This window comes from uncultured Flavobacterium sp. (genome assembly GCF_963974175.1).
Lineage (GTDB): Bacteria > Bacteroidota > Bacteroidia > Flavobacteriales > Flavobacteriaceae > Flavobacterium.
The window spans coordinates 81,415-97,797 of sequence record NZ_CAXBBR010000011.1 but is presented as its reverse complement, the minus strand read 5'-3'; the positions used below and the strand labels follow the sequence as shown (position 1 = coordinate 97,797).

The following is a 16,383-nucleotide window of genomic DNA, read 5'->3' as shown; positions in this document are numbered from 1 at the left end:
AAATTTCATGGTGTTGAAATTTGGATTGTTAATTTGATTTTAGATATCGCTAATATACATCATATTTGTCTCCAAAATTAAAAGTAAGAGAGAAACGTAATGTGTTTTCTAATGGATTTTTAACTTTTGAAGCTGAAAACAAATAAGAGACGTCTACTTTGACTACATTATATTTAAAGCCGGCACCCATAGAGAAGAATTTTCTAGCGCCCTTTAATGGACTTTCATTAAAATAACCCACGCGCATAGAAAAGGAGTCTTGGTATGAATATTCAGCTCCTACCGCATAAGTTACTTCTTTCACTTCTTCGCTAAAACCGTCCGGAGCATCTCCAAATGATTTAAATACACCGGAAACCCAACCGATAGAACGATAATTATCTAAATTTTGTCCTCTTTCTTCAGGTGTGATTGTTCCGTCGCCATTTAAATCAGGATCTTGAGGTGTGGGTACTAATAATTTGTTGAATTCTACATTTAACGCTACTTTGTTGTAATCGTCTAAAATAAAATCAAATCCTGTTCCTACTTTTAAATTTGCCGGTAAAAAGTTAGTGCTTATTTCGTCATTATCATAACTGATTTTCGGACCTAAATTTTGAATATTAAATCCTGCTCTCCATCTTCCATTGAATTCAGTGTATGCCATTTCTTCTGATTGGTAAAACCCTGCAACATCTATTGCAAACGAATTGGCTGCAGAAGCATCTCCATTATCAGTTACCACTTTTAAATTCGAGTGGATGTATCTACCGGCAACAGCCATAGAGAATTTTTCGCTTAATTTTAAGGAATAAGAGCCGTCCATTGCAAACTCATTGGGCGAAACTGTTCTAGGAACCTCAGTTGGATCTCCGGTTTCACGTAATTCGATTTCTCCGAAGCCAAAATAACGGATGCTACCTGCAAAAGCACTTCGGTCGCTTATTTTATTGTAATATGTTAATTGACCTAATGAGATGTCATTTGCTAAATCCGTAAGATACGGCGTGTAGCTTATGGAAAACCCTTGCTTGTCAGTTGCGAAGGCATATTTTGCTGGATTCCATTGTTGCGAAAAAGCATCTGCTGATGTAGCAACTCCTATATCTGCCATACCTGCAGCCCTGGCATCAGCCGAGACTAATAAAAAAGGGACAGCGGTTGTAATTACTCTGTCTTGAGCATTTGCAAAAGAAATACCGAGTAAGCAGCTTGTAAAAAGTATTAGTTTTCTCATTTTTTTGTAGGAATTCATTAAACAAATATAGTGTTTTATTAAAGTATCACAAGTTTTTCAAACTTTTCAGCTTTTTGATTGGTTAGGGTTGATTTGACGGTGAGTTTGTATATGTACACTCCTTTTCCTATTCTATTTCCAAAATCGTCTTTTCCATCCCATGTAATCTCTTTTGATAAAAAACCTTCGGTTGAAATGATTTGGTTTGTTGTCCAGACTACTTTACCTGCTATTGTCATAATTTGTATTTGTGTCATTAAAGGTTCAAAAGGCCTGTTGTGTGTAAACCAAAATTCAGTGTAATTAACAAATGGATTTGGATAATTTAATACATGCGTCAACGTTATTGTTTCGTCCCCAACGACCAAAAACTGTATTTCTGTAGTTGTTGGATTATTGTAAACGTCCCACGCTTTAAATGTAATCGTATGTAAGCCAACCGCTAAATTACGCAAAGGGAATCGGAGGTTTCCTTTGGTGTAATCATCAAGATTTGTTTGGTAGTAATCATTTAATATAAATGGATTACTTACATCTCCGTCTAAAATTGCCACAATATCATGTCCTATACCGCTAGCGGTATTGATACCGTTTTCATCCTCGAGGAAAGCCAACAGAAATGGGGATGAATTTGTTATACTACCAGAATCAAAAGTTTCATCATTCATATATAACTTAACTTTTGGGCTAATATTGTCTTCGGTGGCATTTTCATTAATTCCGCCTATCTGGATAGTGGTGTCAAATCCAGTTTGGTTTTCTAATGCTTGGTCTTTTTTAGCATAAAAACTGATTTTGCCGTTTGCCAATGGAATACGAATGTCTCTAGGGACAACGAAGCTAAATTCAAACAAACCATTTGCAACAGAAGCATTTCCTCTAAAAATGGTTTCGCCTATAGTGTTGAATTTTATTGGCGTGCTATTGCCGTCATTATTTAATGTTGTCCTTGGGATGGTTTTGTCAAATATTGTAGTAGCGACTTCGCCGTTGTAGTTGGTTAGGCGCATGTCGTTTTCATCGGTTAATTCTCCGCTAACTTTCATACGAGCTAATGATTTGAAATCGTCAGTTGTTTGTGATACTGGAATGTCATTTACTTTTGTAAGCTTTATTTTTGGTTTAGGAATCGCTAGGACTAACGCGGGATCACCTATGTAGAATACTACATTTGTAGCGCTGTTTGGATTACTGTTTTTTGATATTCGTAACGCTTCAGCAATAGAGGTGTATTGGCTTGAGCCATAAGAGAACAGTTTTTCAGATAAAACATCATTGAAGTTTTCAGCGCTAAATTGTCCGATAGAACGAATAGTGGTGATCATTGCAATGGCGCCACCTTTTGGATTCCAATACGTGTATTCACCGGCTGTGGGTCTCGAAGGGTTATCAAAACGGGAGAATTCGCAGGTAATAGTTATAAATAGGGGGTATTTGTATTGGTTACTTAAATTTTGTCCGTCAGATTTCTCCCAAATTCTTTCAGATGATAATCCATCTTCGCCACCATGTCCCAGATAATTGAAAACCAAAGCACCTTTTTCAAATGCATTGAACAAATCCGTTCTTGCCTTTGGATATCTAAAACCTCCCGCAGATGCTTCTTGAACGTAAGAGTCCAAAATAATTTTATTAATATTAAAAAAAGGTTTTTGAGTGGTGATGATATCGGCTAATGTGTTTTGTCTGCTTTGTAAATTGGCATCGGAGGTGGCGTCTGAATCATCGCTAATCATCACGAAGTTGTTTCTCCAGCTTCCGTATGATTTTATATCATGGTATTCAATTACCTTATTTACCATTTCGTCGGCCTGTTGTGGATTGTTTACAATCATTCTTCCAACTGCGATGTCAATCCCTCCAAAAAAAGAAACAATATTTCCCTCATTACTATCCATCAGACCATAAAAATCATCAGATGCAAATGAAGCTTCTCCTGTTGTACGGCTGTTAAGTGCGTGATACGTGGGTACGATATTAGTGTTGTTTGCGATTCGGTTTTTATAGTCATAAGAAGCATCGCCAAAAAGGTTTACGTATTTTATTCTCTTAGCAGCGGTCGAAGCATTTTCATAAATATATTTGATGCAATTTCTAATTGCTGCGATATCTTGCTTTCCCGAAGAAAATTCTGGGTATATTGACTCTATTGTAATGACTTTTACATTCAGTTTTGAATAGGATCTATGGAAATTGGCTAGTTTTTCAGCCTGCGTAATTAAAGAATTCGGAGTGATAATTACATAGTCGATATCTTCAAATTGACCTTGATTATTTTTGAAAATGGTTCCTTTTATGTTTTGGTTAAGTACTTTAGGTTTGCTATCTTTTTTAGGGGTATAATAGTCAGAAGCGTCAATTGCGACATATTTTCTGAGTTCTCCTAAATTTGCTTTGAATGAAAAGCTCGTTTGATTAGTGTTTTCAGATTTACCTACATTATATAAGTCGGTAATATCCCAAACTTGACTAATTGCTCCTGCGTTTGAAATGGTGTAATTAACGATTCCTAAGCTAGCAATTGAAGCGTCGTATTGAAAGTTGAATTGTTTTCCATACCCTTGAAGTTTTCTTTTTGCAATTAATTGGATGTTATCCAGAAAGCCTTTTGAGCCGGGAACGCTGTTGTTGTTATAGGTAAGTTTTATTTTTATATTTTCAGATCCATTAAAGGAAGTGTTGCTCGGTAAAGTACCAGTGTTGAATTCAGTTTCTGAATTAGTATTTATTGCAGGAAAGGATATAGTACCAATATTTTGGGTATTGGAGCTTATTTGAAAAGAAGTAGGGGTGTAAGCTGCAGAAGCTACGGTAGTTTTAATTTTTATAGGGGTGGTGACGTCTATGTTTGGGAAATTAAATTCAAATTCCTGATCTTGCTTAATGTCAAAAGATTCACCAAACCATTGTCTACCTAGTTTTGCAATATTTATTAAATCTAATTCATGAAATTGATAGTCGTCAAATGTGTTTAAGTTAAGTGTACTGTTGCCGGCGGGTTGGTTTGTTTCTTTGATTCTTTTTCCGTCTTCTGCTGAAGTCGTGATGTAGTAATAGGATTTACTATCATAAAGATTGCTGTAAGTTTGGCTTTCTATATTATAGGTGTCAAGGCCTTCGGCATAGAATAAAATGTAATCGTCATTGTCGAAGCTTCCGTCATTTTCTCCAATAATTTGGATTGCATTTTCGGTTAAATCAGAAGGGTAATAAATATTGTTTGACAAGGGGAGCATTCTTCCTCCATTTCCATATAGTTTTATTTTTTTTGGATTAATGGTATTAGTATTAAGGCCCATGTCTTGCAAAAAACTTTTAGAAATTTTATAGACTCCAGATTTTTCAATGTAAAAACGATACCAGTCTCCGCTAGCTAAAATAGAGTTAGAGATTGAATTTACTGTTTTGTTTGATTTTGAGGTCTTTGCGGTTGTGTTATCGATGTTGTATGAAAAAGAGTTGATTCTTTTATAGCCATATTCATCTTTCACTATGGGGGATAAGCTGAGAAATGATTGTGTGATGCCTCGTGATTGCGTATTCCTTAGGGAAGGCGTTATTTTTTTTGGGATATTTTCAGGGGCTAAATCTCCAAGTTGATTAGTAGTGATTGATTCGTATACAATATTAGTGATTTGGACATTGCTGCCGTCAAAAAGGACAGGGTTTGCTAATTCTAAGCTGAATAAAAGTTTTTTTTCAGATGCGTCATACTGGTAACTGTTTCCTGTGAATTGAGGAATATTGATTTTATAATTCCCAAAAGAAACTTCTGTTTTTTCTATCCATGTAATAGTTACATCATCAGCAGTCTGTCCATGTGATATATAAGAAAGTAGTAATAAACTATAAAGTAGTAGTTTTTGCATTTTTTGCTTAAATTGCATGAATAGTTAATTGTTATAGAAAGTAAAAATATATCTTTTAGTATAAAAATAAATAATAAATAGTATAAATTTGCGTTTGATTTGTATAATATGTTTTATATCAATCATCAGAATAAAATTATCAAAAACGGTGTTGTGGGTTAATTGTTAATTATTATATTGCAGCACTTAAATTATTACCTTTAAAAGAGTATGAAAGTAAATAAAATTACAGCCTTACGATTGATGCTATCAATAACAATGATTATTGGTTTTGCCAGTTGTAGTAAAAAATCAAGTTCAAAAAATGCGTCAAGGGCTACTGGCTGGAATGTTGATAGTAAAAAAGCTTCTAGTAGTAAAAAACAAGTGGCTGGACCTGGATTAGTTTTTGTAGAAGGAGGAACTTTTACAATGGGTAAAGTACAGGATGATGTAATGCATGATTGGAATAATACTCCTACGCAACAACACGTTCAGTCTTTCTATATGGATGAAACTGAGGTTACTAACTTTATGTACTTGGAGTATTTAGATTGGTTGAAAAATGTATTCCCACCTACTGATGATAATTATCGACATATTTATGAAGGTGCTTCACCGGATACTTTAGTGTGGAGAAATAGATTGGGCTATAATGAGACGATGACTAATAACTATTTAAGACATCCTGCTTATGCAAGTTACCCTGTCGTTGGTGTAAATTGGATTCAAGCTGTAGAGTTTAGTAAATGGAGAACAGATCGTGTAAATGAAGCTATTTTAGAAAAAAATGGTTACTTGAAAAAGAATGCTAAAACAAATGATGTTACTGCAGAAAGTTCTTTCAGTACGGAGACTTATTTGAAAGCGCCAACAATGACTTACGGAGGTAATGAAGAAATTGTTTTGCCAAAAGGAGCTAAGAAAAGCCCTAAAGCGGGTAAAGACGGGAAAGTTGTTGAACAAAAAAATGTATACGCACAACGTTCATCTGGTATTATTTTACCTGAATATAGACTTCCTACGGAAGCTGAATGGGAATATGCTGCTGCTGCTGATGTAGGGCAGAGAGAATATAATATTTATAAAGGACAGAAAAAATATCCTTGGTCTGGTAGTTATACCCGTTCTGGAAAGAGACAAAGTAAAGGAGATCAGCTAGCTAACTTTAAACAAGGTAATGGAGATTACGGTGGAATTGCAGGTTGGTCAGATGATGGAGCTGATATAACTAATGCAGTGAAAAAGTATCCGGCGAATGATTTTGGATTGTATGATATGGCTGGAAATGTGGCCGAATGGGTTGCCGATGTTTACAGACCTATTATAGATAACGAATCAAATGATTTCAATTATTTTAGAGGAAACCGTTATACTAAAAATAAAATTGGAGCAGATGGTAAAGTAGAAATTGTCACTTTAGAGACAATGAAGCACGATACTTTAAGTAATGGGAAAATTATAGTAAGAAGTTTTCCAGGTCAAATTGCGCAAGTTCCAGTTGATGAAAACGAAACGTATTTAAGACAAAATTTTGATAAGAGTAATAATATCAATTATAGAGATGGTGATAAACAGTCATCTAAATATTATGATTTTGGGTCTTCTGAGTCAGATGCTGATAAATTAAAAGGGGATAAATCAATGTATAATTCGCCTAGGCATAATGTAACAACAGATAGCTTAGGGTCAATGGTTAGAAAATACGATAGATCTAATAAGAGAACAACTTTGATCAATGATGATGTAAGAGTTTATAAAGGTGGGTCTTGGAGAGATAGAGCCTATTGGTTAGATCCTGCTCAAAGAAGGTATTTTCCACAAGATATGGCTACTGACTATATCGGATTTAGATGTGCAATGTCTAGAGTTGGACCAAAATCTGATAAAAGAAAATCAGCGAGAAATTAAATTTTTATATAAAATAGTAATTAAAGCCCTTTCATTAGGGCTTTTTTTTTAATCGTTTTTAAATGGATATAGCTAGAATTCATAGTTTATTTTTGAAATGTAAATCAGTTTCAATTGACACGCGTAAAATAGAGTCAAATTCATTATTTGTTGCCATAAAAGGAGATAGGTTTGACGCCAATACATTCGCTAAGGAAGCTTTACAAAAGGGCGCGTCTTATGTGTTAATTGATAATGAAGCGTATTATCTTGATGAAAGAACAATTTTGGTGGAAGACAGTCTATTGGCTTTACAGGAATTGGCAAAATTTCATAGAAAATATCTAAAGTTGCCTATCATTGCGCTTACGGGTAGTAATGGAAAAACAACTACAAAAGAGTTAATTCAAGTAGTTCTTGCTAAGAAATACAAAACAAAAGCGACCGTCGGTAATCTAAATAATCATATCGGAGTTCCGTTGACTTTGTTGTCTTTTAATGCAGAAACAGAAATAGGAATAGTAGAAATGGGGGCCAATCATAAAAAAGAAATTGAATTTCTTTGTGAAATTGCAAAACCTGATTATGGTTATATAACGAACTTTGGCAAAGCCCATTTGGAAGGTTTTGGCGGCGTTGCTGGTGTTATTGAGGGTAAAAGTGAGATGTATAAGTATTTGTCTCAAAATGATAAATTAGCTTTTGTAAACTTTGAAGATCCTATTCAAATTGAAAAAACAAAAAATATAAAGTCCTTTACTTTTGGTGTAAATAGGGATAATACGGATATGTGTATTACATCAGTGAAGGCGAATCCATTTGTTGAGATAGGTTATGCGGATATTATAATTTCATCTCATTTAATAGGTCTATATAATGCTAATAATTTAAATGCAGCGTTGGCGATAGGAAAGTTCTTTAAAGTCGATGATTTGTCTATAAAAGGGGCTTTAGAAAGCTATGTTCCTGAAAATAACAGGTCACAACTGTTAACGAAAGGAACAAATCAGATTATTCTGGACGCTTATAATGCTAATCCAAGTAGTATGGCGGTTGCGATTGAAAATTTTCTTCAATTAGACAGTCCTAATAAGATAATGATCTTAGGAGATATGTTTGAATTGGGTGATGAAAGTGAAAAAGAACATCAGGAACTTGTTAATTCTCTTTTGAATGAGAAAGCAGTACGATGTTTCTTTATTGGTGCGGCATTTTATTTATGCAAGGTTGATAGTCCTCAATTTCAATTTCATAAAGCATTTGAGTCTTTTTCAATTGGTTTAAAGGATGAAGTAATCCAAAATAGTACAATACTTATTAAAGGATCAAGGGGAATGGCATTGGAAAGAACATTGGAGTATTTAGTTTAAGTAAGTGTACGTTTTTTTTTAATAGAGTCGTCTTCATAGATGATTGTAGCAGTGTTTTGACAATGGTTTTTAATTATTTGGTTTCTTTATAGAAGGGGAACCTATGTAAATTTACATTTGGTAAAATAAAATACAAAAATAAGAATGAAAAAATTTCGACAGTAGCATTGTTCGCAGTGACTCTTTTTGCTTGTTTTCCGCAAAAAAAACAAATTGAAGCGGCATCATTTTCTGTAGATGGTAGGAATGTAACTGTTTATACATCGGCAGATAATACAGATTTCCGATTAACAAAAACAGATGTAAACTTACAATTCAAAGATCTAAAACAGCCACTTGAAACACAGCTATGTGTTTTTGTGAACCCAAAGAAAACATTTCAAACCTATTTAGGTATTGGTGGGGCAATTACTGATGCGAGTGCTGAAGTTTTTGCAAAATTATCTAAGAAAAATAAGGAAGAGTTTTTAAAGGCATATTATGATAAGGAGAAAGGAATTGGGTATTCCATAATTAGAACCAATATACACAGTTGTGATTTTAGCTCAGGAAGTTATACTTATATCAATGAAGGCGATGCTGCCTTAAAAAGTTTTAGTGTTGCGCATGATAGAGAATTCAGGATTCCATTAATAAAAAAAGCAATTGCAACCGCAGGTGGTAAGGCAACGGTTTATGCAAGTCCGTGGAGCCCGCCCGCTTTTATGAAAGATACGAAGAACATGCTGCAAGGAGGGAGATTATTACCAGAGTTTTACCAAGCATGGGCAAATTATTATGTGAAATTTATCGAAAGTTATGAGAAGGAAGGAATCCCTATATGGGGTTTAACTGTTCAAAACGAACCAATGGCAAAACAAACGTGGGAATCATGTATATATACAGCTGAAGAAGAACGTGATTTTGTGAAAAATTATCTAGGACCCACACTACAAAAATCAGGACTTGGAGATAAAAAGCTAACGGTTTGGGATCACAATAGAGATTTACTGTCACAAAGAGCAACTACTATTCTGGATGATCCAGAAGCTAGTAAATATGTTTGGGGAATTGGTTTTCATTGGTACGAAAGTTGGAGTGGAGGAGATTCCATGTTTGAAACTGTTGGGCAAGTTCATGAGATGTACCCAGATAAAAATTTACTTTTTACTGAAGGTTGTGTAGAGAAATTTGATTATTCTAAACTACAACGATGGGCGAATGGTGAACGATATGGCGAATCAATGATTCATGATTTTAATAACGGCACTGTAGGATGGACAGATTGGAATGTTCTTTTGGATCAAAATGGTGGTCCTAATCATGTAGGGAATTTTTGTTTTGCGCCTCTACATGCTGATACAAGAACGGGAGGCTTAATTTATACTCCTTCTTATTATGTAATTGGACATTTTTCTAAATTCATTGGTGAAAAGGCTAAAAGGATTAGTAGTGTATCTAGTAGGAGCCAATTGCTAACAACCTCCTTCTTGAACCAAGATGGGAAAGTAGTGACGGTTGTTATGAATAAAACAAATGAAAAGCTGAAGTATAATTTATGCATTGGTACAAAAGCCACCGAAATTTTTATTTTACCACACGCTATTCAGACGTTAATTTATTAAACTAACTTTTTAGATTTGTATGCTTTTCTTGATTAAGTTAGGTTGAAGTTCGAGTAAAAAAACCGATTGTATTTATAGTAATACAATCGGTTTTTTTATAGGTTGTAGAAAATGATTATTTCAAAAATAAGCAAAAAAAAACTCCTCAATTTCTTGAGAAGTTTGTGGGCGATGAGGGGTTCGAACCCCCGACCCCCTCGGTGTAAACGAGGTGCTCTGAACCAGCTGAGCTAATCGCCCTAATGCAATTCGATAATTTTCATTTCCTTATTGCGAGTGCAAATATAAGGCTGTTTTTTGAATAAACAAGCAAAAAATAAAAAAAATTATAAAATTTCTGCAACCACAAAGGTACTGCCGCCAATGTATATCAAGTCAGTGTCTTCGGCTGCTTTCAATGCATTTTGGTAAGCTGTTGTAATTGAATTAAATACTGTTCCTGTTAAACCATGTTGGCTTGCTTTGTCCGCTAAAATTGTCGCGTCTAATCCGCGTGGATTATTTGGCTTTGAAAAATAATAAATGGCATTTTTTGGGAATAGCGGTAGGATTTGATCTAAATCTTTATCATTGACCACGCCTAAAACGATGTGTAATTTTACAAATGTTTCTTTTTGAATCTGATTCAAGACAATCTCTAGTCCGTGTTTATTGTGTGCGGTGTCGCAAATTATTTTTGGCGATTTGCCCAGTTGCTGCCATCTTCCTTGAAGCCCAGTGTTTTTTACCACGTTTAGAAGCCCAGCTTTACTATTGTCTTCAGTAATCTTGAATTCCGGCTGTGAGTTTAGTATTGCGACAGTTTGCAAAACAGCTTTTTTATTATGAACTTGGTAGTCACCTATTAAATCTGAAGTATAATTTTCTGAAATCAATTCAGAAGCAAAATAGATTTCTGAGTTAGTTTCTTTGGCTTTAGTCAAAAAAACAGTCTTAGTTTCTTTGGTGAATTCTCCAATAACTACAGGGATATTTGGTTTTATGATTCCCGCTTTTTCGCCAGCTATTGCTTTAATAGTATTTCCGAGGAACTGTGTGTGATCTAAGCCAATATTTGTAATTACTGATACTAAGGGAGTGATTATGTTTGTTGCGTCTAATCGGCCGCCCATTCCGACTTCGATAATAGCGATATCTACTTTCTCTTTTGCAAAGTAATTAAAGGCCATTCCAACGCTCATTTCGAAAAAACTGATGTCATGCGATTCAAAAAAAGGTTTGTTATCATTTATAAAAGTACAAACAAAATCTTCTGTTATATCAGCGCCATTTATTTTAATACGTTCCCTGAAATCTTTAAGGTGCGGAGACGTATATAAGCCTACTTTGTAGCCTGCTTCTTGAAGTACAGATGCTAACATATGAGAAGTAGAACCTTTGCCATTTGTCCCGGCAACGTGAACGCATTTTAATCCTTTATGGGGGTTGCCAAGATGATTGATTAGTAGGTACGTGTTTGTTAAATCCTTTTTATAGGCAGAGGCACCCTGAAGCTGATACATTGGGAGTTGGTTAAACATCCAATCTGTAGTTTCTTGATAGTTCATTTTATTTGAGTATTGGTTGTATTCGTGTGAAAACACTTTTAAAACAGTAAAAAAAAACACTTTTTAAAATCATTAAGAATTTAAGTTTTATTGACTCTTATGATTGTATTAGATTGCTGCTTTTTTTAAATGTAAAAATATTGAAAGTGCTTTCGCTGATTTTATAAACGGATCTTTAAATGCCAAAAAAAGTTATTCACCTAATTTGAAATTAACGGTAATGAAACCAATTTGAGTCTCCGGTGCATTGGAATCGGGTTGCCATTTGTATTTTCTGGCTGTTGCCAATGCTGGTTCGACTAGGCAGGGATTAGTGTTTGTCGTGCCTTTAGTATATTTGGCAGCAATAACATTTCCACTTCTGTTTACTGTTATTTGTACTACGACAGTACCAAATTCATTGCATTTTTGTACTTCTTTACCTCTTGAGCTGATACTTCGGCCATTTAAGCCCCATCCGCTACCATTTCCGGTACCGCTTCCGGATCCGTAATAACTGTTAGCATAAGGATCTCCATTTAAGCTTCCTTTGTCTCCCGCAACATTGTCATTTCCTTCTCCGCCTTTTGCTTTTCCGTCTGATTTGGGTCCGTTTAAGATGCTTGAAAGTGCATCAGAAGTACTTTTTGAGGGTTGTGGGTTTTCTTTCGGTTTTGGTTTAACCTCTTCTTTTGCTGTTTCTTTTGAAGGTTGTATTTTTTTAGTTTGCTTCATCACAACAGCTTCTTCAATATCTTGCGAAAGAATATCGTCATTACTTGATGCCGCTTGTTTCGCTGCAGTTGCTATTGGTGCTGATTGAATAGGTTCTGTTGGTTGAATGTTTCCAGATCCAAATTCAGTTGTTCCAAAGTTTATCGCAATTCCATTTTCAGGAGGTGGGTCTAAAGACGTTAATCCTAAATAAAAGAACAAAACAAGTAGAATCACAAAAATGATTGATGTGATTGCAAATGATTTTTTTTCTTCTTCTGTTTCTAAATATTTCATGTAGAATAGCTCTTTTTTTAAAGGACGGGTGTCGTTATTTAGGTCTTACTGCTAAAACAACTTTGATTTGATTTCGGTTTGCAATGTCCAAAACATTAACCGCTTTCTCAATTGGCACCCCTTCTTCAGCTCTTAAAATAATTGCCTTGTCTTTATCAGCAGTAAATAGGGATAATAATTTTGATTCCAATTCAGCTTCTAAAACTGGTTCTTTATCAATGAAAAACTCTAGTTTTTTATTGATACTTACTGCGATGTTTTTATTACTGTCTGTTTTTCCTTTTGCTTTTGGTAGCACCAAGTCTAAAGCATTGGTGGTTACCATTGTTGATGTAAGCATAAAGAATATCAGCAATAGGAAAACAATATCGGTCATAGACGACATATTGAATTCTGCACTAACTTTATTTCTTCCTCTTAAATTCATAATTATGCTGGGTCGTTTAATAAGTCTAAAAAGTCAACGGCATTCGCTTCCATCTGGTGAACAATTTTATCTGTTTTTACAACCAAATGATTGTATCCAACGTAAGCTATAATTCCAACCACTAGACCAACCACTGTTGTTGTCATTGCAGTGTAAATTCCTTCAGATAGTGCACCAACTTCTATTTGTCCGCCAGAACTTGCCATCTTGTGAAAAGCTTGAATCATTCCTACTACTGTTCCTAAGAAACCAGTCATAGGACCTGCTCCAGAAATGGTAGCTAGCATACTTACATTTTTTTCAAGTTTGTAAATTTCAAGTTTTCCAGCATTTTCAATTGCCGTGTTGATATCATCAAGAGGCTTGCCAATTCTTGAAATTCCTTTCTCAATTAATCTGGCAACAGGAGAATTGGAATGTGCACATGCTATTTTTGCATTGTCAATGCGACCGTTTCTAATGTTTTCTCTGATTTGTCCCATGAAATTAGTGTCGATTTTTGAGGCAGCATTAATTGCCATTAAGCGCTCAAAATATAAATAAAGTGCGACGAAAAACATTAGGAATAGCGAGGCCATGATGATGTTACCTGCTAATCCTCCGCTTGTTAGCAATTCGATAATGGATAACGTTTTTTCAACTGGAACCGCATCGGCTAAATTTTCTTGTGCAACAGATAGGGTGTCTGCTTGTAACAATATACTCATAGAAGTTTTCTTTATTATGGAAACGCTAATATATTATAAAAATTGTTACTTTTTTAGATTAATATCCTAAACAAATATTAAAAAAGTAGGAGGGGGATAGAGCTTTAAAAAAGGGATGTGAAGTGTAGTACAAAAAAAAATCAGTTCAACGAATTCGCTTTTTGGACGTTTTCGTCGAACTGACTTAAAAGTATTCTTTCAAACTAAATAGAATGAAAGTATTCTAATTTATCATTTACTTATACTAATTGTTTCAAAGCGATTTCAAAGGCGGTAGCACTAATATTAGTTTTTTCGCTGCTTAAAGCATGTGCTTTTTCAATTGCTTTTTTGATGATTTCTGAGGTGTCTTGGAAAATAGCCTCATCGGTCATTTGTACTTTTTTCTCCATGAAGTAAGCAAATACGCGAGCCATACCGCAATTAGATATAAAATCTGGAATCAAGCTTACTTTGTGATCTACATCTTCCATTATCGGACCAAAAAAGATTTCTTTGTCGGCAAAAGGAACATTAGCACCACAAGAAATTACTTCAAGCCCATTAGCGATTAGACTGTCAATTTGAGATTGAGCAACTAATCTTGAAGCAGCACAAGGTGTGAAAATTTCAGCGCCTATTGTCCATATTTTTTCATTGATTTCTTCAAACGGAATCATATTTTCGGCAACCAGTTTGTTTCCGTCTTTGGAAAGGAATAATGCTTTTATTTCTTCGAAAGTAAAACCATCTTCATTTATCAAACCTCCATCTCTATCGATTATACCAATAACTTTTGCTCCCATTTCAGCCAAATAGAAAGCAGCAGCTGAACCTACATTTCCAAAACCTTGTACAATAGCTTTCTTACCTTTCACGTCACCTCCATAAGTGGCATAATAATGACGCACCGCTTCAGCAACTCCATAGCCGGTAATCATATCTGCAATGGTATATTTTCTAGAAACGTCTGGAGAGAATTTTGGGTTTTCGATTACTTTAACCACACCTTGACGCAATTGGCCTATTCGGTTAATTTTGTCTGCTTCAGTAGGTTTGAAATGACCGTTAAACACTCCTTCTTGCGGGTGCCAAACACCACATTCTTCTGTCATGGGGATAACTTCATGGATTTCATCCACGTTTAAATCACCACCCGTTCCATAATAACTTTTCAATAATGGAGATACCGCTTTGTACCAACGTTGTAAAACGCCTTTTTTTCTAGGATCATTTGGATCGAAATTAATTCCAGATTTGGCTCCACCAATAGCTGGGCCAGAAACCGTAAATTTCACTTCCATTGTTTTTGCCAATGACAAAACTTCATTGATGTCTAATCCTTTTCTCATTCTAGTTCCACCACCGGCAGCCCCACCACGAAGAGAGTTGATTACTGTCCACCCTTCAGCTTCGGTTTCGGCATCTTTCCAGTTAAAAACTATTACAGGCTCTTTATTTTCGAATTTCTTTAATAAATCTTTCATTTATTGCGATATGTTTAATTTTGACAAATGTAAAAAATAGAATAATGTGAATTGTGTATTTTAGGTATTATTTTGGTTTATAGATATATCCGCTACAATGATCAGTTTCAGCGCCTGTTACACTAGACAATACGTTATTTTGGCCACGTAATTTTAGAACACCCAATAACGCAAAAATAACTGCTTCTTTGAATTCCAGAATTTTGTTTTCAGGAATTATGATTTTGATGGTAGGTAAGTGAAATTGGATTCGCTCGATAAGAAAGTCATTGTAGGCTCCGCCGCCAGTTATTAAAATAGTTCCTTCTTTAAGAGGTAAGGCTATTGCAATTTGCATCGCAACATGTTCTGTAAAGGTTCTCATTTTATCAGTAATGTCAATTTCAAACCGTTCTATAAGAGGTAAAACTGTTTCTTTTACAAATTCAAAACCTAGAGATTTAGGATGTTTTTGTTGGTAAAACTCGAGACTATTCAACTCGTTCAACAAGGAATTATTAATTAGCCCAGTTGCAGAAATTTGACCCTTATCATCATAATCGAATCCCAACTGATTGGAATAGAAATTCAAAACTGTGTTTACTGGTGAAATATCAAAGGCAATACGGCTGCTTTTTTCTTCGAACGATACATTTGAAAAACCACCTAGATTCATGCAATAATCATATTCTGGAAATAGAATGCGATCACCTATAGGTACTAATGGCGCTCCTTGTCCGCCTATATTTACATCCTGTACTCTAAAATCGCATACTACGGTTTGATTAATTAAGTCTGAGATTTCCGGTAAATTCCCAATTTGAAGTGTGATTCCTTTTTCGGGTTGGTGCAATATAGTGTGACCATGCGAGCAAACGGCATCAAGATTTTCTATTTTATGGAGAGATATGAAATCAGAAATTATGGAAGCGAGCAGAGAAGTATAGTCCTGATTTAATTTTTTCAGATTATTTTCAGAAAAATCTACTGCTGTTTTTAGTGTGTTTACCCAGATTGAACTATAAGAAATAGTCTCACTTTCAAGAATATTGAAGCTCCATTTTTTGTCTTTTACACTAAATTGAATATGCGCTAAATCAACTCCGTCAAGAGAAGTTCCTGACATCACACCGATAACGTTATAGTATTCTTCTTTCATCGTCCAAAATTACAAATCAAAATTGATAATTTCACAAGAAAAAAGTATCTTTGACTACTTTTTTTAAACAAAAAGCAAGGTAAATTAAGCAACATATAATAATCGTCTATTCTAAAAGCAAAAATACAATATAAACAATTCCGGATTTTGATTTTAAATTTGATCTTGTGAACGACG

11 protein-coding genes and 1 tRNA gene are annotated in these 16,383 nt (G+C 34.8%); 3 read left to right on the top strand and 9 right to left on the bottom strand.

The genetic code is table 11. The features are described 5' to 3' along the window. Positions 1-49: 49 nt before the first annotated feature. Both porV and porU read right to left on the bottom strand, forming a co-directional pair. The gene (gene porV, locus AAC069_RS15210) at positions 50-1,219 is read right to left on the bottom strand and encodes a type IX secretion system outer membrane channel protein PorV (protein WP_339921287.1); all 1,170 of its coding nucleotides are present in this window, start codon (positions 1,217-1,219) and stop codon (positions 50-52) included. 38 nt (positions 1,220-1,257) lie between these two features. Next, positions 1,258-5,088, bottom strand: coding sequence for a type IX secretion system sortase PorU (gene porU, locus AAC069_RS15205; protein WP_339921286.1), 3,831 nt, complete (start codon positions 5,086-5,088; stop codon positions 1,258-1,260). A gap of 210 nt (positions 5,089-5,298) precedes the next feature. Between porU and gldJ the strand changes: the two genes are divergently transcribed. The 3 genes from gldJ to AAC069_RS15190 all read left to right on the top strand — a co-directional run bounded on the left by gldJ (position 5,299) and on the right by AAC069_RS15190 (position 9,931). Further along, positions 5,299-6,978 (top strand): gliding motility lipoprotein GldJ, encoded by a 1,680-nt coding sequence (gene gldJ, locus AAC069_RS15200; protein WP_339921285.1) that lies wholly within the window; start codon positions 5,299-5,301, stop codon positions 6,976-6,978. Positions 6,979-7,040: 62 nt separating this feature from the next. Next, positions 7,041-8,327, top strand: a complete 1,287-nt coding sequence (gene murF, locus AAC069_RS15195) for a UDP-N-acetylmuramoyl-tripeptide--D-alanyl-D-alanine ligase (RefSeq protein WP_339921284.1) — start codon at positions 7,041-7,043, stop codon at positions 8,325-8,327. Between the two features lie 176 nt (positions 8,328-8,503). Then, positions 8,504-9,931 carry a glycoside hydrolase family 30 protein gene (locus AAC069_RS15190; RefSeq protein WP_339921296.1) on the top strand — a complete coding sequence of 476 codons (1,428 nt, stop codon included), beginning with the start codon at positions 8,504-8,506 and terminating at the stop codon, positions 9,929-9,931. A gap of 165 nt (positions 9,932-10,096) precedes the next feature. Here AAC069_RS15190 and AAC069_RS15185 read toward each other — a convergent pair. The 7 genes from AAC069_RS15185 to AAC069_RS15155 all read right to left on the bottom strand — a co-directional run bounded on the left by AAC069_RS15185 (position 10,097) and on the right by AAC069_RS15155 (position 16,206). After that, positions 10,097-10,171 (bottom strand) — tRNA-Val (locus AAC069_RS15185). An 86-nt stretch (positions 10,172-10,257) separates the two neighbouring features. Continuing rightward, positions 10,258-11,478 carry a folylpolyglutamate synthase/dihydrofolate synthase family protein gene (locus AAC069_RS15180; RefSeq protein ID WP_339921283.1) on the bottom strand — a complete coding sequence of 407 codons (1,221 nt, stop codon included), beginning with the start codon at positions 11,476-11,478 and terminating at the stop codon, positions 10,258-10,260. Positions 11,479-11,670: 192 nt separating this feature from the next. Continuing rightward, complete coding sequence (locus AAC069_RS15175; RefSeq protein WP_339921282.1) at positions 11,671-12,468, bottom strand: energy transducer TonB; 798 nt, start codon at positions 12,466-12,468, stop codon at positions 11,671-11,673. 34 nt (positions 12,469-12,502) lie between these two features. Next, positions 12,503-12,895 carry a biopolymer transporter ExbD gene (locus AAC069_RS15170; RefSeq protein WP_339921281.1) on the bottom strand — a complete coding sequence of 131 codons (393 nt, stop codon included), beginning with the start codon at positions 12,893-12,895 and terminating at the stop codon, positions 12,503-12,505. 2 nt (positions 12,896-12,897) lie between these two features. Beyond that, positions 12,898-13,602, bottom strand: coding sequence for a MotA/TolQ/ExbB proton channel family protein (locus AAC069_RS15165; RefSeq protein ID WP_339921280.1), 705 nt, complete (start codon positions 13,600-13,602; stop codon positions 12,898-12,900). Between the two features lie 239 nt (positions 13,603-13,841). Next, positions 13,842-15,068, bottom strand: coding sequence for a Glu/Leu/Phe/Val dehydrogenase dimerization domain-containing protein (locus tag AAC069_RS15160; protein ID WP_339921279.1), 1,227 nt, complete (start codon positions 15,066-15,068; stop codon positions 13,842-13,844). Positions 15,069-15,135: 67 nt separating this feature from the next. Beyond that, positions 15,136-16,206 (bottom strand): anhydro-N-acetylmuramic acid kinase, encoded by a 1,071-nt coding sequence (locus tag AAC069_RS15155; protein ID WP_339921278.1) that lies wholly within the window; start codon positions 16,204-16,206, stop codon positions 15,136-15,138. Positions 16,207-16,383: the final 177 nt, after the last annotated feature.

Bases quoted from the DNA above. Each gene is read 5' to 3' on its own strand.
- porV (WP_339921287.1), bottom strand. From the start codon at position 1,219: ATGAGAAAACTAATACTTTTTACAAGCTGCTTACTCGGTATTTCTTTT.
- porU (WP_339921286.1), bottom strand. From the start codon at position 5,088: ATGCAAAAACTACTACTTTATAGTTTATTACTACTTTCTTATATATCA.
- gldJ (WP_339921285.1), top strand. From the start codon at position 5,299: ATGAAAGTAAATAAAATTACAGCCTTACGATTGATGCTATCAATAACA.
- murF (WP_339921284.1), top strand. From the start codon at position 7,041: ATGGATATAGCTAGAATTCATAGTTTATTTTTGAAATGTAAATCAGTT.
- AAC069_RS15180 (WP_339921283.1), bottom strand. From the start codon at position 11,478: ATGAACTATCAAGAAACTACAGATTGGATGTTTAACCAACTCCCAATG.
- AAC069_RS15175 (WP_339921282.1), bottom strand. From the start codon at position 12,468: ATGAAATATTTAGAAACAGAAGAAGAAAAAAAATCATTTGCAATCACA.
- AAC069_RS15170 (WP_339921281.1), bottom strand. From the start codon at position 12,895: ATGAATTTAAGAGGAAGAAATAAAGTTAGTGCAGAATTCAATATGTCG.
- AAC069_RS15165 (WP_339921280.1), bottom strand. From the start codon at position 13,602: ATGAGTATATTGTTACAAGCAGACACCCTATCTGTTGCACAAGAAAAT.
- AAC069_RS15160 (WP_339921279.1), bottom strand. From the start codon at position 15,068: ATGAAAGATTTATTAAAGAAATTCGAAAATAAAGAGCCTGTAATAGTT.
- AAC069_RS15155 (WP_339921278.1), bottom strand. From the start codon at position 16,206: ATGAAAGAAGAATACTATAACGTTATCGGTGTGATGTCAGGAACTTCT.